19 protein-coding genes are annotated in these 20,955 nt (G+C 58.9%); 11 read left to right on the top strand and 8 right to left on the bottom strand.

All coding sequences use genetic code 11. From position 1 onward, the window contains the following. Nucleotides 1–98 precede the first annotated feature (98 nt). A complete protein-coding gene (gene typA / locus ACA049_RS01830) occupies nt 99–1,919 on the bottom strand; it encodes a translational GTPase TypA (RefSeq protein ID WP_008149445.1) in 1,821 nt (606 codons plus the stop codon). 139 nt (nt 1,920–2,058) lie between these two features. Beyond that, complete coding sequence (gene thiI, locus ACA049_RS01825; RefSeq protein WP_438658869.1) at nt 2,059–3,513, bottom strand: tRNA uracil 4-sulfurtransferase ThiI; 1,455 nt, start codon at nt 3,511–3,513, stop codon at nt 2,059–2,061. A gap of 330 nt (nt 3,514–3,843) precedes the next feature. Between thiI and glnA the strand changes: the two genes are divergently transcribed. The 5 genes from glnA to ntrC all read left to right on the top strand — a co-directional run bounded on the left by glnA (nt 3,844) and on the right by ntrC (nt 9,426). Beyond that, nucleotides 3,844–5,250, top strand: a complete 1,407-nt coding sequence (gene glnA, locus ACA049_RS01820; protein ID WP_010464555.1) for a glutamate--ammonia ligase — start codon at nt 3,844–3,846, stop codon at nt 5,248–5,250. Between the two features lie 300 nt (nt 5,251–5,550). Then, on the top strand, nt 5,551–6,060 hold the full coding sequence (locus ACA049_RS01815; RefSeq protein ID WP_497332669.1) for a DUF4124 domain-containing protein: 510 nt from the start codon (nt 5,551–5,553) through the stop codon (nt 6,058–6,060). Continuing rightward, complete coding sequence (locus ACA049_RS01810; RefSeq protein WP_497332667.1) at nt 6,057–6,677, top strand: DUF4124 domain-containing protein; 621 nt, start codon at nt 6,057–6,059, stop codon at nt 6,675–6,677. The genes ACA049_RS01815 and ACA049_RS01810 overlap by 4 nt, the downstream gene beginning before the upstream one ends. Before the next feature lie 230 nt (nt 6,678–6,907). Then, complete coding sequence (gene glnL, locus ACA049_RS01805; RefSeq protein ID WP_010464561.1) at nt 6,908–7,993, top strand: nitrogen regulation protein NR(II); 1,086 nt, start codon at nt 6,908–6,910, stop codon at nt 7,991–7,993. Next, nucleotides 7,990–9,426 carry a nitrogen regulation protein NR(I) gene (ntrC, locus tag ACA049_RS01800; RefSeq protein ID WP_064675450.1) on the top strand — a complete coding sequence of 479 codons (1,437 nt, stop codon included), beginning with the start codon at nt 7,990–7,992 and terminating at the stop codon, nt 9,424–9,426. Before glnL ends, ntrC begins: the two co-directional genes overlap by 4 nt. Nucleotides 9,427–9,965: 539 nt before the next feature. Here ntrC and ACA049_RS01795 read toward each other — a convergent pair. After that, nucleotides 9,966–10,406, bottom strand: a complete 441-nt coding sequence (locus tag ACA049_RS01795; RefSeq protein ID WP_497332665.1) for a hypothetical protein — start codon at nt 10,404–10,406, stop codon at nt 9,966–9,968. Here ACA049_RS01795 and ACA049_RS01790 point away from each other — a divergent pair. After that, nucleotides 10,405–10,860 carry a tRNA (cytidine(34)-2'-O)-methyltransferase gene (locus ACA049_RS01790; RefSeq protein WP_007949025.1) on the top strand — a complete coding sequence of 152 codons (456 nt, stop codon included), beginning with the start codon at nt 10,405–10,407 and terminating at the stop codon, nt 10,858–10,860. The two genes, ACA049_RS01795 and ACA049_RS01790, sit on opposite strands and share 2 nt — an antisense overlap. A gap of 129 nt (nt 10,861–10,989) precedes the next feature. On the opposite strand, the gene secB is transcribed toward ACA049_RS01790, so the two are convergent. From secB to ACA049_RS01775, 3 genes are read right to left on the bottom strand one after another with little or no spacing between them, the layout of a single operon-like run. Further along, complete coding sequence (gene secB / locus ACA049_RS01785; protein WP_131061261.1) at nt 10,990–11,475, bottom strand: protein-export chaperone SecB; 486 nt, start codon at nt 11,473–11,475, stop codon at nt 10,990–10,992. Between the two features lie 41 nt (nt 11,476–11,516). Further along, entirely contained in the window at nt 11,517–11,771 is a 255-nt protein-coding gene (gene grxC, locus ACA049_RS01780; RefSeq protein ID WP_010464569.1) for a glutaredoxin 3, read from the bottom strand. Between the two features lies 1 nt (nt 11,772). Continuing rightward, nucleotides 11,773–12,186, bottom strand: coding sequence for a rhodanese-like domain-containing protein (locus ACA049_RS01775; protein WP_462020144.1), 414 nt, complete (start codon nt 12,184–12,186; stop codon nt 11,773–11,775). 153 nt (nt 12,187–12,339) lie between these two features. Between ACA049_RS01775 and gpmI the strand changes: the two genes are divergently transcribed. The 4 genes from gpmI (at nt 12,340) to ACA049_RS01755 (ending at nt 17,521) form a co-directional block, all read left to right on the top strand. Beyond that, a complete protein-coding gene (gpmI, locus tag ACA049_RS01770) occupies nt 12,340–13,869 on the top strand; it encodes a 2,3-bisphosphoglycerate-independent phosphoglycerate mutase (RefSeq protein WP_497332663.1) in 1,530 nt (509 codons plus the stop codon). 230 nt (nt 13,870–14,099) lie between these two features. Further along, a complete protein-coding gene (locus ACA049_RS01765; RefSeq protein ID WP_497332661.1) occupies nt 14,100–15,392 on the top strand; it encodes a murein hydrolase activator EnvC family protein in 1,293 nt (430 codons plus the stop codon). 31 nt (nt 15,393–15,423) lie between these two features. Continuing rightward, nucleotides 15,424–16,743: a S41 family peptidase gene (locus ACA049_RS01760; RefSeq protein WP_497332659.1), complete on the top strand. Its 1,320-nt coding sequence runs from the start codon at nt 15,424–15,426 to the stop codon at nt 16,741–16,743. Nucleotide 16,744: 1 nt separating this feature from the next. Beyond that, on the top strand, nt 16,745–17,521 hold the full coding sequence (locus ACA049_RS01755) for a divergent polysaccharide deacetylase family protein (RefSeq protein ID WP_497332657.1): 777 nt from the start codon (nt 16,745–16,747) through the stop codon (nt 17,519–17,521). A 145-nt stretch (nt 17,522–17,666) separates the two neighbouring features. Here ACA049_RS01755 and ACA049_RS01750 read toward each other — a convergent pair whose 3' ends face one another. Further along, nucleotides 17,667–18,422, bottom strand: coding sequence for a substrate-binding periplasmic protein (locus tag ACA049_RS01750; RefSeq protein WP_497332655.1), 756 nt, complete (start codon nt 18,420–18,422; stop codon nt 17,667–17,669). Nucleotides 18,423–18,637: 215 nt separating this feature from the next. Between ACA049_RS01750 and ACA049_RS01745 the strand changes: the two genes are divergently transcribed. Further along, a complete protein-coding gene (locus tag ACA049_RS01745; protein ID WP_497332653.1) occupies nt 18,638–20,152 on the top strand; it encodes a trypsin-like serine peptidase in 1,515 nt (504 codons plus the stop codon). 29 nt (nt 20,153–20,181) lie between these two features. Here ACA049_RS01745 and hisF read toward each other — a convergent pair whose 3' ends face one another. Beyond that, entirely contained in the window at nt 20,182–20,952 is a 771-nt protein-coding gene (hisF, locus tag ACA049_RS01740; protein ID WP_007972752.1) for an imidazole glycerol phosphate synthase subunit HisF, read from the bottom strand. Nucleotides 20,953–20,955 lie beyond the last annotated feature (3 nt).

Here is a 20,955-nt window from a genome sequence, read left to right as displayed (position 1 = left end):
AAAGGGCCGGCACAAACACCGCACAAACCCCAGACAAACAAAAACGCCCCCGACCTTCCGGTCGGGGGCGTTTTTTTTGCAGCTAACTAAGTCGAGACTCAGTTACCGGCTTTCTTGGCAGCGCGGGTACGCTCGCTTTCGCCCAGGATCTTCTTACGAAGACGGATGGACTTAGGAGTGACTTCGCACAATTCGTCTTCTTGAACGAATTCCAGAGCTTGTTCCAGGGTGAAACGGATAGGCGGAACCAGAGCGATGGTTTCGTCTTTACCCGAGGCACGCATGTTGTCGAGCTTCTTGCCTTTGGTTGGGTTGACGCCCAGGTCGTTGTCGCGGCTGTTGATGCCGACGATTTGACCTTCGTACACGTCTTCACCGTGACCCAGGAACAGTTTGCCGCGAGCTTGCAGGGTTTCCAGCGAGTAAGTCAGAGCCTTACCGGTAGCAACCGAAACCAGCACGCCGTTCTGACGGCCGGACATGTCGCCGGACTTCATCACGTCGTAACGGTCGAAGATCGAGGTCAGGATGCCTGCACCGGAGGTCAGGGTCAGGAACTCGTTACGGAAACCGATCAAGCCACGAGCCGGGATGTTGTACTCAAGGCGCACACGGCCCTTGCCATCCGGAACCATGTTGGTCAGGTCGCCTTTACGGATACCGATCTGTTCCATGATCGAACCTTGCGATTCTTCTGGCAGGTCGATGGTCACGTTTTCGTACGGTTCGTGCTTCACGCCGTCAACCATACGGATGATCACTTCCGGACGACCAACACCCATTTCGAAGCCTTCGCGACGCATGGTTTCGATCAGTACCGAGAGGTGCAGCTCACCACGGCCGGAGACTTTGAACTTGTCGGCGGTGTCGCCTTCTTCAACGCGCAGGGCAACGTTGTAGAGCAGTTCCTTGTCCAGACGTTCCTTGATGTTACGGGACGTCACGAACTTGCCTTCTTTACCGCAGAAAGGCGAGTCGTTTACCTGGAAGGTCATGGAAACGGTTGGTTCGTCAACGGTCAGCGGCTTCATCGCTTCGACGTTCAGTGGGTCGCACAGAGTGTCGGAGATGAACAGCTGGTCGAAGCCGCTGATGCAGACGATGTCGCCGGCAGCTGCTTCTTCAACGTCGATACGGTGCAGACCGTGGTGACCCATCAGTTTCAGGATACGACCGGTACGCTTCTTGCCGTCGGCGTCGATAGCGACAACCGGAGTGTTCGGCTTGATGCGGCCACGAGCGATACGGCCAACGCCGATAACACCCAGGAAGCTGTTGTAGTCCAGAGCGGAGATCTGCATCTGGAACGGACCTTCACGGTCGACTTTCGGCGCTGGTACGTTGTCGACGATCGACTGGTACAGCGGGGTCATGTCTTCAGCCATGTCGGTGTGTTCCAGACCGGCAATGCCGTTCAGGGCCGAGGCGTAGACGACTTTGAAGTCCAACTGTTCTTCGGTAGCACCGAGGTTGTCGAACAGGTCGAAGATCTGGTCCAGAACCCAGTCCGGACGCGCGCCTGGACGGTCAACCTTGTTGATGACCACGATTGGACGCAGGCCGGCTTCGAAAGCCTTCTTGGTCACGAAACGGGTTTGCGGCATAGGGCCGTCTTGAGCGTCAACCAGCAGCAGAACGGAGTCAACCATCGACATTACGCGTTCAACTTCGCCGCCGAAGTCGGCGTGGCCCGGGGTGTCCACGATGTTGATGTGGTAGCCGTTCCAGTTGATGGCGGTGTTTTTCGCCAGAATGGTAATACCGCGTTCTTTCTCCTGGTCGTTGGAGTCCATCACGCGCTCGTCGTTGAGCTCGTTGCGCTCCAGGGTGCCGGATTGACGCAAGAGTTTGTCTACCAGGGTGGTTTTACCATGGTCAACGTGAGCAATGATGGCGATGTTGCGTAGATTTTCGATCACTTGTGTATCTCGATCAGAGGATTCGGTGTGCTGACAAGTCTTGGCAGCGATTTACAGTAGAGTCAGGCCTTGCCGTTACAGCTTGACGGCAGAGTCGGGGGGCCGGTGACGCAGGCCACAGGCATACAGCCCCGGGCTCTTAGCTCGGTCGATAAACGCGCACATTGGCATGCCCCTCACTGAGCAAATGGTGGGCATGCAGGCGACTCATCACGCCTTTGTCGCAATACAGCAGGTACTGGCGAGTAGGGTCCAGTTCCTTGAAACGAGCGTTCAATGCATAAAACGGCATCGTTTGTACCTCAATGCCATCGAGGCCCAGCGGGTCGTCTTCAGCGGCATCCGGATGACGGATGTCGATGACGATCTGACCAGCCAGCGCTTCGCTGACTTCTTCGATTTGCAAATCCTGGCCCAATTCGTCGATCACGCGATCGATCGGCACCAGCTTGGCGTTCTCGAGCGCACGCTCAAGGACCGCCATGTCGAACTGTTGTTCTTCGTACTCCACGCGCGGACGCTTGGCGTGGGTCTTGGGGTTCACCGAGATGACCCCGCAGTATTCCGGCATGTGCTTGGCGAAGTCGGCAGTGCCGATTTCGTTGGCCAGGTCGATGATGTCCTGCTTGTGACTGGCGATCAGCGGACGCAAGACCAGCTTGTCGGTCACGCAGTCGATCACGGACAGGTTCGGCAGTGTCTGGCTCGACACCTGGGAAATCGCCTCGCCGGTAACCAGCGCTTCGATGTCCAGCCGATCGGCAATACGGGAAGCAGCGCGCAACATCATACGCTTCAAAACTACACCCATATGACTGTTATCGACTTTCCCGAGAATTTCTCCCAGTACTTCCTCGAATGGCACACTCACAAATAACACGCGTTGGGAGCTGCCGTACTTCTTCCAGATGAAGTGCGCGACTTCCATGACGCCCAGTTCATGGGCCCGTCCGCCCAGATTGAAGAAGCAGAAATGGCTCATCAGGCCGCGGCGCATGATCTGGTACGAGGCAACGGTCGAATCGAAGCCGCCGGACATCAGCACAAGCGTCTGTTCCAGGGCACCCAGCGGATATCCGCCGATGCTGTTGTGCTGGCTGTGGATCACGAACAACCGTTTGTCGCGAATTTCGATGCGAACTTCGATTTCCGGCTCTTTCAGCGAGATTCCGGCGGCGCCGCACTGACGACGCAGTTGGCTGCCGACGTATTTCTCGACGTCCATCGAACTGAATTCATGCTTGCCGGCACGCTTGCAGCGCACCGAAAAGATCTTCCCGGCCAGTGCATCACCGAAGTGCTGCTTGCACTTGGCGACGATGTCGTCGAAGTCGCCCAGCGGGTATTCGTCGACTTGCAGGAAATGCGCGATGCCCGGCATGCAGCTCAGGCGCTCGGTCATCTCCTTCAGGGCTTTGGGCTCACTGACGCGGGTTTCCAACTCGAGATTGTCCCACACACCGTTCACCACCACAGCCGGGTCCAGGTCGCGGAGCACGGTACGGATATTTTTGGCCAACTGGCGGATGAAACGCATCCGTACCGGGCGGCTCTTGATGGTGATCTCGGGGAAGACTTTTACGATTAGTTTCATGAAAACAGCGCGCGCTGGGCCAGCCGAAAAAGGGGGGCGCGGATTATAGCGGAAATTGCTCAAGGTTTAACCAGTTAATGTGCAGAAGGTTTTGCGCGCACCAAAACGGGTCATTTAGTGATTTTAACGCTACATTGTAGGGCGAGATTTTCCGCTTACAGACGCTTTGTGCCTTTATAAGCGTGATATTGGGGCAAAAAACCCATGCTGGGGCACTGGCATGCAATTTGCTCCCTTGTGAGGCAGGTTGCCTTGGCAGAGTATTCGCGCCGGCATCACCCACATTCTAAGGGCATCCACTACTAAGCCCGAAGCCACCCGGAGGACACTATGTCGAAGTCGGTTCAACTCATCAAAGATCATGACGTCAAGTGGATTGATCTGCGCTTCACGGACACCAAAGGCACTCAGCACCACGTGACCATGCCGGCTCGCGACGCGCTGGATGAAGCTTTCTTCGAAGAAGGCAAAATGTTCGACGGTTCCTCCATCGCTGGCTGGAAAGGCATCGAAGCTTCCGACATGATCCTGATGCCGGACGACAGCACCGCTGTCCTCGACCCGTTCACTGAAGAGCCGACCCTGATCCTGGTTTGCGACGTGATCGAGCCTTCGACCATGCAAGGCTACGACCGTGACCCACGTGCGATCGCCAAGCGTGCCGAGGAATACCTGAAGTCGACCGGTATCGGTGACACCGTATTCGTGGGTCCAGAGCCTGAATTCTTCATCTTCGACGAAGTGAAGTTCAAGTCCGACATCTCCGGTTCGATGTTCAAGATCTACTCCGAACAAGGTTCGTGGATGTCCGACCAGGACGTGGAAGGCGGCAACAAAGGCCACCGTCCAGGCGTCAAAGGCGGCTACTTCCCGGTTCCGCCGTTCGACCACGACCACGAAATCCGTACCTCCATGTGCAACGCCATGGAAGAGATGGGCCTGGTCATCGAAGTTCACCACCACGAAGTGGCCACTGCCGGCCAGAACGAAATCGGTGTGAAGTTCAACACCCTGGTGGCCAAGGCTGACGAAGTTCAGACCCTGAAGTACTGCGTACACAACGTTGCTGATGCATACGGCCGCACCGCGACCTTCATGCCTAAGCCTCTGTACGGCGACAACGGTTCGGGTATGCACGTTCACCTGTCCATCGCCAAAGATGGCAAGAACACCTTCGCTGGCGAAGGCTATGCCGGCCTGTCCGATACCGCCCTGTACTTCATCGGCGGCATCATCAAGCACGGTAAGGCGCTGAACGGCTTCACCAACCCGTCGACCAACTCCTACAAGCGTCTGGTCCCAGGTTTCGAAGCTCCAGTAATGCTGGCCTACTCGGCTCGCAACCGTTCCGCTTCGATCCGTATTCCTTACGTGTCCAGCCCTCGCGCTCGCCGTATCGAAGCCCGCTTCCCGGATCCAGCAGCCAACCCGTACCTGGGCTTCGCTGCACTGTTGATGGCTGGCCTGGACGGTATCCAGAACAAGATCCACCCAGGCGATGCTGCTGACAAAAACCTGTACGACCTGCCGCCTGAAGAGGCGAAAGAGATCCCACAAGTTTGCGGCAGCCTGAAAGAAGCCCTGGAAGAGCTGGACAAAGGTCGTGCGTTCCTGACCAAAGGCGGCGTGTTCTCCGACGACTTCATCGACGCTTACATCGCTCTGAAAAGCGAAGAAGAAATCAAGGTTCGCACCTTCGTACACCCACTGGAATATGAGCTGTACTACAGCTGCTGATCCGGTAGCGCTGCGGTTCGCGGCGTGACAAAAAGAGGCCTCCTTCGGGAGGCCTTTTTTTGTGCCCGCGATTTAGAAACCAACGCAGAACCAATGTGGGAGCGGGCTTGCTCGCGAATGCAGTGTGTCAGCTTGCATTGATGGTGGCTGACACTCCGCTTTCGCGAGCAAGCCCGCTCCCACAAGGGTTTTGTGGTGTGTGGGGGATCTCTGTAAATCATGCCCAAATGTTAACGACTTGGGACAACCGCCACCCCTGACCTATGCTGCACCCCAACGCGTTCGTTTCTGGTCGATTTTATGGGTCGTGGTTTTCTACTGATGTTGCTGCTGATCGCCCTGCCTGCCGCAGCGCAGATCTATAAGTACACCGACGCCTCCGGCAACACCGCCTACAGCAGTCAACCGCCCGACGGCGTCAAGGCGCAGCCGGTCGAGCTGCCACCGCTCAACAGCGTTGAGCGTCAGGCGCCCCCTGCTCCGGCTGCCGAAGCCAGCAATCGCGAGCCGCCGCGCAGTGCCTACGAGGTGCTGGAGTTGAGCGGTTTGCCCACTGACGAAGCCCTGCGCGCCAACAACGGCACGTTCACGGTCAGCGTCATGATCAAACCGCGCCTGCAAGCGCCGCACCTGTTCAGGTTGCTACTCGACGATCAACCCTACGGACAGTCGAGCAACGTGCCGATCCTGCAGCTGGTGAACATCGATCGTGGCGAACACAGCCTCGCGGTGCAGGTGATCGATGGCGAAAACATCGTCCAGCAGAGCCCGACAGTGACGTTTACCGTGCAGCGAGTGCACAAGCCATGAGGGTGTGGCTGCTGATGGCCTGCCTGATCGCGCTGCCGGTCACAGCCGAGGTCTTCACCTACGTCGATGCCCAAGGCAATCGGGTCTACACCGACCAGCCAAACAAAGGCAACGCCAAGCGCGTGCCGCTGGCGACGAGCAATCGCATGTCCGCCAACCCAACTGGCGCAAGCCCGGTGGTTGCCGCTAAAAAGAATGAAGAATTACCCCTGTTTCACTACGACATGCTCCGCGTGCTGGTCCCGGAGCCGGACGCTACGGTCCGTAGCAACGCTGGCGAATTGATCGTCAGTGTCACCAATGAACCCGGCCTGCAGCGGGGCCATCGCTACCGATTGCTGCTCGATGGCCAACCCACCGCCGAGCCTGGCCTCAGCCCGGTGTTTGCCCTGAGCAACATTGACCGCGGCAGCCACAATCTGTCCGTGGAAATCCTCGACGAACAAGGCCGCACCGTCGAACGCACGGCCAATCAACCCTTCCAGATGCTGCGCATCTCCCTCGCGCAGAAACGCAAGGTCAAGCCCTGCACCCTCACCGACTACGGCCAACGGCCGGAATGTCCGCTCAAAGACAAACCAGAAGAAGAAAAAAATCCCTTCCTGCGTTTCTTCTAACCTCGTTCAGCTTTGCGCACTATATTGGTGCGATAGGCTGCACCGTTCCCACATCACAACCCATTTTGGTTCGAAAGTACCCGTAAAAGCTGGCAGAACGCCACGCAAACGAGCGTCAAACGCCCGTTTCAGGCTTTAAACGCTTCTTTTCGGAGCCTTGGTTTGGTTTTTGCATTTTCCCTGCATCAGCGCTGTATTCATGCGCGCGCCCTGCTCCAAAAGAGGTCCTGATGACCATTAGCGACGCACTGCATCGATTGCTACTCGACAACCTGACCACCGCCACCATCCTGCTCGACGCCGAACTGCGCCTCGAGTACATGAACCCGGCGGCGGAGATGCTCCTGGCTATCAGCGGCCAGCGCAGCCATGGGCAGTTCATCAGCGAGTTGTTCACCGAATCCACCGAGGCGCTGAATTCCTTGCGTCAGGCAGTCGAGCAGGCGCACCCGTTCACCAAGCGCGAAGCGATGCTCACCGCTCTGACCGGCCAGACCCTGACCGTCGACTACGCGGTAACACCGATCCTGGCCAACGGCGCCACGATGCTGTTGCTGGAAGTCCACCCCCGTGACCGCTTGTTGCGGATCACCAAGGAAGAGGCGCAGCTGTCGAAACAGGAGACCAGCAAGATGCTGGTGCGCGGCCTCGCTCACGAAATCAAGAACCCACTGGGCGGGATTCGCGGTGCCGCACAATTGCTCGCCCGTGAACTGCCGGAAGAAAGCCTGCGCGATTACACCAACGTCATCATTGAAGAAGCCGACCGCCTGCGAAACCTCGTGGACCGCATGCTCGGCTCCAACAAACTGCCGTCGCTGGCCATGTGCAACGTCCACGAAGTGCTCGAACGTGTCTGTCATCTGGTGGAGGCCGAAAGTCAGGGCTGCATCACTTTGGTGCGCGACTACGACCCGAGCATTCCCGACGTGTTGATCGACCGCGAACAAATGATCCAGGCGGTGCTGAACATCGTGCGCAACGCGATGCAGGCCATCAGCAGCCAGAACGAACTGCGCCTGGGCCGTATCAGCCTGCGCACCCGCGCCATGCGCCAGTTCACCATCGGCCACGTGCGCCATCGCCTGGTGACCAAGATCGAAATCATCGACAACGGTCCCGGCATTCCCGCGGATCTGCAAGAAACCATCTTCTTTCCCATGGTCAGCGGCCGCCCGGACGGTACCGGGCTGGGCCTGGCCATTACCCAGAACATCATCAGCCAGCACCAGGGCCTGATCGAATGTGACAGCCACCCAGGCCACACCACTTTCTCGATCTTCCTGCCCCTGGAACAAGGAGCCACATCGACATGAGCCGTAGTGAAACCGTGTGGATCGTCGATGACGACCGTTCTATCCGTTGGGTCCTGGAAAAAGCCTTGCAGCAAGAAGGCATGACCACACAAAGCTTCGACAGCGCCGATGGCGTGATGAGCCGCCTGGCGCGCCAGCAGCCGGACGTGATCATCTCCGACATCCGCATGCCGGGTGCCAGTGGCCTGGACCTTCTGGCGCGGATTCGCGAGCAACACCCACGGTTGCCAGTGATCATCATGACCGCGCACTCCGATCTGGACAGCGCTGTCGCGTCCTATCAGGGCGGCGCGTTTGAGTACCTGCCAAAACCGTTCGACGTCGACGAAGCGGTGTCGCTGGTCAAACGTGCGAACCAGCATGCTCAGGAACAACAAGGCCTGGAAGTCCCGGTCGCCCTGACCCGCACCCCGGAAATCATCGGCGAAGCACCGGCGATGCAGGAAGTGTTTCGCGCCATCGGGCGCTTGAGCCACTCCAACATCACCGTGCTGATCAACGGCGAATCCGGTACCGGTAAAGAATTGGTGGCCCACGCCCTGCACCGTCACAGCCCACGGGCGGCGTCGCCATTTATCGCGCTGAACATGGCAGCGATTCCGAAGGACCTGATGGAATCCGAGCTGTTCGGCCATGAGAAAGGCGCGTTTACCGGCGCGGCCAACCTGCGTCGCGGGCGCTTTGAGCAGGCGGACGGCGGCACGCTGTTCCTCGATGAAATCGGCGACATGCCAGCCGACACCCAGACACGCTTGCTGCGCGTACTGGCCGACGGCGAGTTCTACCGCGTCGGCGGCCATGTGCCAGTCAAGGTCGATGTGCGCATCATCGCTGCGACTCACCAGAATCTGGAAACCCTGGTGCACGCCGGGAAATTCCGTGAGGACTTGTTCCATCGCCTCAACGTGATCCGCATCCACATCCCACGGCTGTCAGACCGTCGCGAAGACATCCCGACCCTCGCCAAGCACTTTCTCAGCCGCGCTGCGCAAGAATTGGCGGTGGAGCCGAAGTTGCTGAAAAGTGAAACCGAGGAATACCTGAAGAACCTGCCGTGGGGCGGCAACGTGCGTCAGCTGGAGAACACCTGCCGCTGGATCACCGTGATGGCTTCGGGTCGCGAAGTGCACATCAGCGACCTGCCGCCGGAGCTGCTGAGCCTGCCGCAGGATTCGGCGCCAGTGACCAATTGGGAGCAGGCGTTGCGCCAGTGGGCTGACCAGGCGTTGGCTCGCGGTCAATCGAGCCTGCTCGACAGCGCCGTGCCGGCGTTCGAGCGGATCATGATCGAGACCGCCCTCAAACACACCGCCGGACGGCGTCGCGATGCTGCGGTGTTGCTGGGTTGGGGGCGTAATACCCTGACGCGCAAGATCAAGGAATTGGGGATGAAGGTTGATGGCGGGGATGATGATGAAGGGGAAGAAGGCTAAGCAGCCTTTAGTTCTTCGCTGACAGTTACATCTATTCGCGGGCAAGCCTCGCTCCTACAGGTCACGCGCCGATCTTGAAATGGCACAAACCCTGTAGGAGCGAGGCTTGCCCGCGAAGCTTTTGGCCCCGCCGTGCACCGACTGAATGCACCGTGAACCGCAATCGCGCACAAAAACTACTTCGAAACCCCGCCGACTTTCGCAATCGAACCCCTACCGAAAAAACACGAAAGCCCCGGAATTCGGGGCTTTCGACGTTTCAGCGCGACATTCTGTTTCAACTTGTTAAAACCTGGCACGCCCCCTGCAATAGTCCATTCAGTGATTCAGTTCACTACCCGGTTTCGGGGACCTTGGTACAGGCAGGCCGGGGATTCCCCTCTTTACATCGGGCTCACACCGCATAGGCGACGAGCCCACAGTTTTGGGGCCCTTGATACAGGCAGGTCAGGGGTTCCTTCTTTACACCGGGCTCGGCGCCATGCGCGAGCCCTGCCGTTTTGGGAACCTTGGTACAGGCAGGCCGGGGATTCCCTCTTTTATTGCTCCCGGAGATGGATCTCCAGCCGCCAGCGGTCATCGACCTCGCTACCGGACCACTCGCCCTGCAGTGGCCGGGCCGCCACCACCGTCAGCAACAACCCTCCATCACTCAAGCGCGTCCGCCAGTTCACGACCTTGTCGTTGAGTTTGAGCTGGCCTTTCTGCGCCTTGCCTTGTGCCTCGAACAGCAACGCGAGACTGCCGTCGACGAATTCGCCATGGGACTTGGGTTCGTTGTTGAACCACACCACCAGCCCATCGTCCGTTACCTCGACCTGTTGCAATTCGCTGGGGTCTGGCGTGGTCAGGCGACCGATCATCAGCCCCACCATCAGTCCGACAATCGCCAGCGACCCCATCACTCGAGGTAATAGTTTCGAACGTGGATCGACGGGCGGCGTAGAATGCCGCTCATCTTTACCTTCGGAGCCGTGCATGTTTCACGTCATCCTTTTTCAACCAGAAATTCCGCCGAATACCGGCAACGTTATCAGGCTGTGCGCCAACAGTGGCTGCCACCTGCATTTAATCGAACCGCTGGGCTTCGAGATGGACGACAAGCGCCTGCGCCGGGCCGGCCTCGACTATCACGAGTATGCCACCCTGCAACGCCACGCGGACCTCGCCAGCTGCCTGGAAAGCCTCGGTCATCCACGGCTGTTCGCCTTTACCACCAAAGGCTCGCGACCGTTCCACGATGCCAGTTTTGCCGAGGGCGACGCGTTCCTGTTCGGCCCGGAAAGCCGTGGCTTGCCGGCCGAGGTACTCGATGCCCTGCCCGGCGAACAACGCCTGCGCTTGCCGATGCGTGAAGGCTGCCGCAGCCTGAACCTGTCGAACACCGTGGCCGTCGCCGTCTACGAAGGCTGGCGCCAGCTCGGGTTCAAATAACACCGCATAACAAATGTGGGAGCGGGCTTGCTCGCGAAGGGGCCATAACATTCAACATCATCGTTGACTGTTACACCGCTTTCGCGAGCAAGCCCGCTCCCACATTGGACTTGCTTTGACTCAGGACCGTTACTGAACGGTCGGAGTTTCGCCAGCCGCTTGCATGCGTTGCAGCTCTTGCGCGTACAGCGCGTCGAAGTTCACCGGAGCCAGCATCAGGGCCGGGAACGAACCGCGGGTCACCAGGCTGTCCAGGGTTTCGCGAGCGTACGGGAATAGGATGTTCGGGCAGAACGCGCCAAGGGTGTGGCTCATCGAAGCGTCGTCCAGGTTCTTGATCAGGAAGATCCCGGCCTGTTGCACTTCAGCGATGAACGCCACTTCGTCACCGTTTTTCACGGTGACGGACAAGGTCAGCACGACTTCGTGGAAGTCGCCTTCCAGGGCCTTTTGACGGGTATTCAGATCCAGACCGACGCTCGGTTCCCACTGCTGGCGGAAGATCGCCGGGCTTTTCGGGGCTTCGAATGACAAGTCACGTACGTAGATGCGCTGCAAGGAGAATTGCGGTGCGGTGTCTTCTTCGCTAGCTGCAGTGTTCTGTTGGTCAGTCATCTCAGATCCTTTCTGATCTTGGGGTCTTATAGGGAAGGCGTTCAGGCCTTGAGCATGGCGTCGAGCTTGCCGGCGCGTTCAAGGGCAAACAAATCATCACAGCCACCAATGTGGCGCTCGCCGATCCAGATCTGCGGCACGGACGTACGTCCCGCCTTCTGGGCCATCGCAGCGCGCACCTGCGGCTTGCCATCGACCTTGATCTCTTCGAAGGCCACGCCTTTGTTCTCGAGCAGGTATTTGGCTCGGGAACAATAAGGGCAGTAATCGCTGGAATAGACGACGACGTTGCTCATATCACTTCACCAGCGGCAGGTTGTCGCCTTTCCAGCTGGAAATACCGCCGGACAGCTTGGCGGCGGTGAAGCCGGATTTCATCAGTTCGCGGGCATGGGTGCCGGCGGTCTGGCCCATGGCGTCGACCAGGATGATGGTCTTGGCCTTGTGCTTTTCCAGTTCGGCAATGCGAGCGGTCAGCTTGTCGTGGGGAATATTCAACGCGCCAACAATGTGACCGGCGGCGAAATCCTTGACCGAACGAATGTCGATCACAACGCCCGCGTCCTTGTTGACCAGCCCGGTCAGTTCACCGGTGCTCAGGCTGCGGCCGCCGCCTTGCATCTGATAAGCGATCAGCAACGCCAGCAGTACGACGAAGATACCGACGAGCAGATAGTGGTTAGTGGCAAATTCAATCAGGTGAGCAACCATCGAAGGAGGTTCCAGGGCGTTAAAATGTCGGCCAGTATACACAGCCACTATGGTGGGCCAAACCCCGTCCGGCGGTGACGCGGTCGGAACTTCGCTTTAAACTGCCACTCCCTTTTCCATCGCCCTCTTTTAACTCAGCCACGAGTGGAATCCATGACTACCACGCCTAAACCTTTGGTCCTGATTATTCTCGACGGCTTCGGTCACAGTGAGAGCCCTGAATCCAACGCCGTGTTTGCGGCGAAGAAGCCCGTCCTGGACCGCTTGTGGGCCACCGTGCCGAACGGCCTGATCTCGGGCAGCGGCATGGACGTCGGCCTGCCGGACGGCCAAATGGGTAACTCCGAAGTCGGCCACATGAACCTGGGCGCCGGTCGCGTGGTGTATCAAGACTTCACTCGCGTGACCAAATCGATCCGCGACGGCGAGTTTTTCGAGAACCCGACCATCTGCGCCGCGGTGGATAAAGCCGTTGCTGCCGGCAAAGCCGTGCACTTCATGGGCCTGCTGTCCGATGGCGGCGTTCACAGCCACCAGGATCACCTGGTCGCCATGGCCGAACTGGCCTTCAAGCGCGGCGCCGAAAAAATCTACCTGCACGCCTTCCTCGACGGCCGCGACACACCGCCGAAAAGCGCCCAGTCGTCCATCGAACTGCTCGACGCAACCTTCCAGGCGCTGGGCAAAGGCCGGATCGCCAGCATCGTCGGTCGTTACTTCGCCATGGACCGTGACAACCGTTGGGACCGCGTGTCCCAGGCTTACAACCTGATTGTCGACGGTAACGGCGAATTCAACGCCGCCACCGCCCAGGAAGGCCTGCAAGCTGCTTACGAGCGTGGCGAGAGCGACGAATTCGTCAAAGCCACTTCCATCGGCGAGCCGGTGAAAGTCGAAGACGGCGACGCTGTGGTCTTCATGAACTTCCGCGCCGACCGCGCCCGGGAACTGACCCGCGTGTTCGTCGAAGACGGTTTCAAGGAATTCGAACGTGCGCGCCAGCCGAAACTGGCCGGTTTCGTGATGCTGACCCAATACGCTGCCAGCATTCCTGCGCCATCGGCCTTCGCCGCCGGCAGCCTGGACAACGTGCTGGGCGACTACCTGGCGAAAAACGGCAAGACGCAACTGCGCATCGCCGAAACCGAAAAATACGCCCACGTGACCTTCTTCTTCTCCGGCGGTCGTGAAGAACCGTTCCCGGGCGAAGAGCGCATCCTGATCCCGTCGCCAAAAGTCGCCACCTATGACTTGCAGCCTGAGATGAGCGCCCCGGAAGTCACCGACCGTATCGTCGACGCCATCGAAAACCAGCGTTATGACGTGATCGTGGTCAACTACGCCAACGGCGACATGGTCGGCCACAGCGGTGTGTTTGATGCGGCGGTGAAAGCCGTTGAATGCTTGGACCTGTGCGTTGGCCGTATCGTCGAAGCGCTGGACAAGGTTGGCGGTGAAGCGTTGATCACGGCCGACCACGGTAACGTCGAGCAAATGTCCGATGAATCCACTGGCCAGGCACACACGGCTCACACCACTGAGCCGGTGCCGTTCATTTATGTCGGCAAGCGTGATTTCAAGGTGCGTGATGGCGGCGTGCTGGCGGATGTAGCGCCGACGATGCTGATGCTGCTGGGGATGGAAAAACCGGCCGAGATGACCGGTACGTCGATTCTGGTGTAACTCAATCTTCCAAAACACCACTAAACCCTGTGGGAGCGGGCTTGCTCGCGAATGCGGTGTGTCAGTCAACGTTGATATCGACTGACACACCGCATTCGCGAGCAAGCCCGCTCCCACATTGGTTATCGGTGTTTTTCAGGCCGGTTATCACACAACCCCAATTGGGCATTTTTTTTGCGGCGCTTGGCGGGCATACTAGGCCGTCCCTTTCCCTGGTGTCGCCCGCCTCTATGCTTCGCGTCCTGATAGCCCTTGCTCTGACTTGCCTGCTCCAACCGGCCTTTGCTGACGAGCGCGCGCAAACCCAACAACAGTTGGACGCCACGCGTCAGGACATTGCCGAGCTGAAAAAACTGCTGGGCAAGCTGCAGGAAGAGAAATCCGGTGTGCAGAAGGACCTCAAAGGCACCGAGACCGAGATGGGCAAGCTCGAGAAGCAGGTCGAAGCCCTGCAAAAAGAGCTGAAGAAAAGCGAATCCGAGCTGCAGCGACTCGATGGTGAGAAAAAAAAACTCCAGAGCGCGCGCACTGAACAGCAACGACTGATCGCGATTCAGGCCCGCGCGGCCTATCAGAACGGCCGTCAGGAGTACTTGAAGCTGTTGCTGAACCAGCAGAATCCGGAAAAATTCGCCCGCACCCTCACCTATTACGACTACCTGAGCCAGGCCCGCCTGGAGCAGCTGAAGAATTTCAACGAAACCCTGCGCCAACTGGCCAATGTCGAAAAAGACATCGCCTTGCAGCAGGCGCAACTGCTGGTGCAGAAGAGCAGCCTCGACAGCCAGCGCGACGAACTCGACAAGGTTCGCAAGGAGCGCCAACAAGTCCTGGCCAAGCTGAGTGACGACGTGAAGGCGCGCGATCAGAAGCTGGCCGCCCGCGAGCAGGATCAGGCAGACCTGTCTAAAGTCCTTAAAACCATCGAAGAAACCCTGGCCCGCCAGGCACGAGAGGCAGAAGAGGCGCGACAAAAAGCGCTCATCGCCCAGCAGGAAGCCGAAAAAAAGCGTTTACGTGAGGCTCAGGAGCAGGCAGATGCCACTGACGCCCCACGCAAACCGGTCAAATCGACACCTGGCGCACTGGTTTCAAGTTCAGGCGAAACCTTCGGCGGCCCTTTTGCTTCATCCCGGGGAAAACTTCCTTGGCCCGTTGATGGTCGACTGCTTGCGCGCTTCGGTGAGTCCCGTGGCGACGATGCCCGCACCAAGTGGGACGGCGTAATGATCAGCGCTTCCGCCGGCAGCCAGGTGCATGCCGTGCATGGCGGTCGCGTGGTATTCGCCGACTGGCTGCGAGGCGCCGGGCTGCTGGTGATTCTCGACCACGGCAACGGTTTTTTGAGTCTTTATGGTCACAACCAGACGCTGCTCAAGTCTGCGGGTGACGTAGTAAAAGCCGGTGAGTCCATCTCCACTGTCGGTAACAGTGGCGGGCAGGACACACCAGCGCTGTATTTCGCTATTCGTCAGCAGGGTCACCCGAGTGATCCGGCGCAATGGTGTCGTGCGCAAGGATAAGTACGCCATCTACTTCAGGAGTTCGTTCGACATGCTGCATTTGTCCCGCCTTACCTCGCTGGCCCTGACGATCGCCCTGGTGATCGGCGCGCCTCTGGCGTTCGCCGCTCAACCGGCCCCGGCGGTCGCGCCTGCGGGCACTGCTGCGACCACCAAGGCGCCGTTGCCTTTGGAAGAGTTGCGCACCTTTGCCGAGGTCATGGATCGGATCAAGGCAGCCTATGTCGAGCCGGTGGACGACAAGACCCTGCTGGAAAACGCCATCAAAGGCATGCTCAGCAACCTCGACCCGCACTCCGCTTACCTGGGCCCGGAAGATTTCGCTGAGTTGCAGGAAAGCACCAGCGGCGAATTCGGCGGCCTGGGCATCGAAGTCGGCGCCGAAGACGGTTTCATCAAAGTGGTTTCGCCGATCGATGACACCCCGGCCTCCAAGGCTGGTATTCAGGCCGGCGACTTCATCGTCAAGATCAACGGCCAGCCGACTCGCGGCCAGAGCATGACCGAAGCCGTGGACAAGATGCGCGGCAAGATCGGCCAGAAAATCACCCTGACCCTGGTGCGCGATGGCGGCACGCCGTTCGACGTGGTCCTGACCCGCGCCATCATCCAGGTGAAGAGCGTCAAGGCGCAGCTGCTGGAGTCGGGCTACGGCTACATCCGCATCACCCAGTTCCAGGTCAAGACCGGCGATGAAGTCTCCAAGGCCCTGGCCAAGCTGCGCAAGGACAACGGCAAGAAGCTCAACGGCGTCATTCTCGACCTGCGCAACAACCCGGGCGGCGTGCTGCAATCGGCGGTGGAAGTGGTCGACCACTTCATCACCAAGGGCCTGATCGTCTACACCAAGGGTCGCATCGCCAACTCCGAGCTGCGCTTCTCTGCCACCGGCAAAGACGAAAGCGAAGCCGTGCCAATGGTCGTGCTGATCAACGGCGGCAGCGCCTCGGCTTCGGAAATTGTCGCCGGCGCCTTGCAGGATCAGAAACGCGCGGTAGTCATGGGCACCACCAGTTTCGGCAAGGGCTCGGTGCAAACCGTGCTGCCGCTGAACAACGATCGCGCACTGAAGATCACCACGGCGCTGTACTACACGCCGAACGGGCGCTCGATCCAGGCCCAGGGCATCGTCCCGGACATCGAAGTGCGCAAGGCCAAGATCACCAACGAGCAGGACGGCGAGTACTTCAAGGAAGCCGATCTGCAAGGTCACCTGGGCAATGGCAACGGCGGCGCCGACAAACCGACCAGCTCCAGCGGCAAAGCCAAGGCAATGCCGCAGGATGATGACTACCAATTGGCCCAGGCCCTGAGCCTGCTCAAAGGGCTGAGCATCACCTCCGGTCGCTGAGGTGCGCCTGCGGTTTTTCATCGGTCTGCTGTGCTGTCTGGCGGGGGTTGTCAACGCAACGCCCGCCACACCAGCGCCGCAAAAGGCCTATCTCACGCTGATCATCGATGACCTGGGGCAGAACCTGCCCCGGGATCGTCGCGTGCTGGCCCTGCCCGGCCCGGTCACCACGGCGATCATGCCCGACACACCCCACGCCACCGAGTTCGCCCGCGAAGCCCATCGCGCCGGCAAGATCGTCATCCTGCACATGCCCATGGACCCGGCCACCGGCCCGTTCGCCTGGCATCCCGATTTGCCGATCGACGAACTTGAGAAACGCCTGAACGCAGCGTTCAAGGTCGTGCCTTATACCGCTGGCATTAACAACCACATGGGCAGCCGCATGACGGCTCAACAACCGGCCATGGCCTGGTTGATGGCGGACTTGCAGCGTCGGCACAAGCTTTTCGTCGACAGCCGCACCAGCGCGCAAACCGTTGCAGCGGCCGAGGCGCAGAAGATTGGATTGGCAAGCGTTTCGCGGGATGTGTTTCTGGATGACGAGCGAACCGAGACGGCGATTTTCACGCAGCTACAGACGGCGATCAGCCTGGCACGCAAGCAGGGTTCAGCCGTGATGATCGGGCATCCGTATCCGCAGACATTGGCGGTGCTGGAACGGGAGTTGCCGAAGCTCAAGGCGCAGGGAATTGAGTGGATCGACATCAAACAGATGATCAGCGTGCGCAGCAATCGCGCTACGGCTGCTCATGGCAAGGATGGCGTGTACCGTTAATCCGCCACACCACAAAACCACTGTGGGAGCGGGCTTGCTCGCGAAGAGGGTGTGTCAGTCGACATGAATGCTGACTGATACACCGCATTCGCGAGCAAGCCCGCTCCCACAGTGTTTTGTGCTGGGTCAGGTTCGGCGCTTGGATTCAGAGATACCGCGCCATGATGTCGTCCACCACGCCTTCCTTGCGCAGCTGATCCAGCGCGGCTTGCAGCTTGGCTACCACGTCATCCGGCACATCCTTGTTCAACGCCAGATAGAGCTCGGCGCTATTGAATCGCAATACCGTCTTGAGCCCGTTCACGCCTTCCTGCCGCGCCAGATAACGCCCTGCCGGATCGCCCGTGGCCCACAGATCAATCTGGCCATTGACCAGCTTCTTCGCATTGTCCTGATCCCGCAGCACCACAATGGGTTTCAACCCTTGCTTGGCCAGCGTCTCGGCAATCGCATCGCCCTTATACGCACCGATCTTGTATTTGCGGGCCTGCTCCAGCGACTCAAGGCTGATCTTGCTGTCAGCCTTGGCCAGCATGATCCAGTCATCCGGGCCGATCGGGCCGACCCACTTGAAAAGCTTCTCGCGGTCCGGCAAGCGCGCCATCACGAATACGCCATAACCGGGTTTCTCGAGGGCGAGCTTGTAGATTCGCTCCCAAGGGAAGCGCAGCGTCAGGCTGTAGGTGACGTCGGCACGTTTGAACATCTCGCGCACGATGTCCACGGCAATGCCGTTGATGTTCTCGTCCTGAGCGAAGTTCTTGCCGTTCTTCGCCATGTTGTACGGCGGGAAGTTTTCCGTCAGCAGCACCAGATCGGTGGCGGGACTTTCTTCAGCGTGGACTCCATTGATGAGTAACAGAGAAGCGCTGGCGAGGACAAGAAGAAGGCGTTTGATCATGTCGGGCTACCGAAATCCATGGCGTGCCCAAGAGTGCCTTGAGCCCGACATACTGTCTACTGGCCTTTTGATAACAGCCTCATGTAGATCGTTAAAATAACGGGTGTAAACGTCACTGCGGTAGATAGATACCGCACTCCACCCCGCCGAATCTGATTAATTGCCAACACCCGGCGACAGGCCGGTTTTTTCACATTAATCAGAGACAACGCTCAATGAATTCGATCCCCTTCTTTCTTGCCGGCGCGGCGTGTTCACTGTGCGCTCCGTGCTTTGCAAACGGCAGCGATTATGGCGAAGGCCTGCAGAACCTGACGTCGTCCATCGTCCTTGAAAACACCGACGGCTCCCGCGACCACTGGCAAGGTATCGGGCGCCTGACGACCGGCTCAGGCAACTGTACCGCGACCCTTCTGGATACACGCGATGAACTCGAGCGGCCTGAAACTCCCGCTTACGTACTCACTGCGGGCCACTGCATTGAATGGACCAATGGCAACATCGTCACAGACAGACCGATTACCGGCAGCCTCACATTCAACTATTTCACTGACAGCACCGCATTCAAGACCTATCCGCTGAAGACGACGACATGGCGCAGCATTCAAGGCGTTGATATGGCCATCGTCGAGCTGGATGTCAGCCTTCAGACGCTCATCGAGAATGGCGTACAGCCATTGAAGCTCGCGCGTGAAACACCAGTGGACGGGACCGACGTATTGATCGTCGGGGCGCCAAAAGGCTTTGATCAAACCACGTTGCGGGTGTCGGCCTGCGCTCTGCAACCGGCGCAGGAGATTGTTGAGGGCGCCTGGGTATGGCGCAACACGTTCATGACTCGCTGTCAGGATGTCCGGGGAGGCGGCTCAGGAAGCCCATTACTGGATCGCTCCACCAATGAGATCGTCGGCGTGATCGGGACAGGAAATTTTGATGAAAGCCTTGTTCCATGCCGCAAGCATGCTCCTTGCACACCCGTTGGAGAGGCTTATCAGGCAATACCGGGAAATATATACGGCAACCCGACGGCATTTCTCAACGGGTGCTTCGAGCAAGGTCGGATCGCAAAAAACCCGCCGTCGTCCTGCCAACTCTTCCCGGCGTTCACCATCGACACTGACGCCACCACGCTCAAAAGTTACCAACGGGTCAAACAGCAGGATGACGGTTCAATGGCCATTCCGACCTGGAACTATCGATTCTCGATCAGCACCGACTTCTATCGCCATAAAACCGTGCGCAAGGCAATTGAGTGCGAAAGCCCTCATCACTACAGCGATGCGGAGAGATCAGCGAATGCCTTCATCAACTCCGACATAGGGCGTGACCCCGGCCTCTATTTTCTGTGCATTCTCGGCGTTGATTCTGCGACGCAAAAACCCGAATCGGGGCTTCTGAAAAATGCACTGTCCCTGCCCGTCGAGATATTGGATAACAAGCCAACCACCCCGCCTGCTCTGTCGATCGTCACCGAAGTCTATGTAGCCCTGGCGAAAACGGAGGCGCCGCACAGGACCTACGCCATAAAATACGGTCCCGCCGCAACGACGGACTGCAATCAACCTGACAACTACACGAACGACATGGAGATGGATTTCTTCGTTCCAGGCGGCAAGCTTCCGGGCAAGCTCTGTTCTATTGCCTACGACAAGTCGGGGCAGGCATCAGAGCCGAGGGTCGACTTGCTGGGCCTCGCGACAGACACTCACGAGGCTGACGTTGCCAACTGACCTCGGCCCGGAAGTTTTGTCCGGACGCGTTATCGCATCACGATCCCGCGATGGGCCATGTAGGCCTTGGCTTCCTGCACGGTGTATTCGCCGAAGTGGAAAATACTCGCCGCCAATACCGCGCTGGCGTGGCCTTCGATAATGCCGTCGGCCAAATGCTGCAGGTTGCCGACGCCACCGGAGGCGATCACCGGAATGCCCAGGGCATCGCTGATGGCGCGGGTAACGCCCAGATCGAAGCCGTTTTTCATGCCGTCCTGGTCCATGCTGGTCAGGAGGATTTCACCGGCACCGAGGCCTTCCATTTTCTTCGCCCATTCAACGGCGTCGAGCCCGGTAGGTTTGCGACCGCCGTGAGTGAAGATCTCCCAGCGCGGGGTTTCGCCAGGGCCGGAGACTTTCTTGGCGTCGATGGCGACGACGATGCACTGCGAACCGAAGTGCTGCGCCGCTTCGCCAACGAATTCCGGGTTGAACACCGCTGCGGTGTTGATCGAGACCTTGTCCGCGCCGGCATTCAGCAAGTTGCGAATGTCCTGCACGGTGCGCACGCCACCGCCTACGGTCAGCGGGATGAAAACCTGGCTGGCCATGCGTTCAACGGTATGCAGTGTGGTGTCGCGACCATCGACGCTGGCGGTGATGTCGAGAAAGGTAATCTCGTCGGCGCCCTGCTCGTCGTAGCGACGGGCGATTTCCACCGGGTCACCGGCATCACGAATGTTCTCGAACTTCACACCTTTGACGACCCGGCCGTTGTCCACGTCCAGGCAAGGGATGATGCGTTTGGCCAGCGCCATGGT

This window comes from Pseudomonas sp. LBUM1662 (genome assembly GCF_059695915.1).
This window is presented reverse-complemented; position numbering and strand designations above follow the sequence as displayed.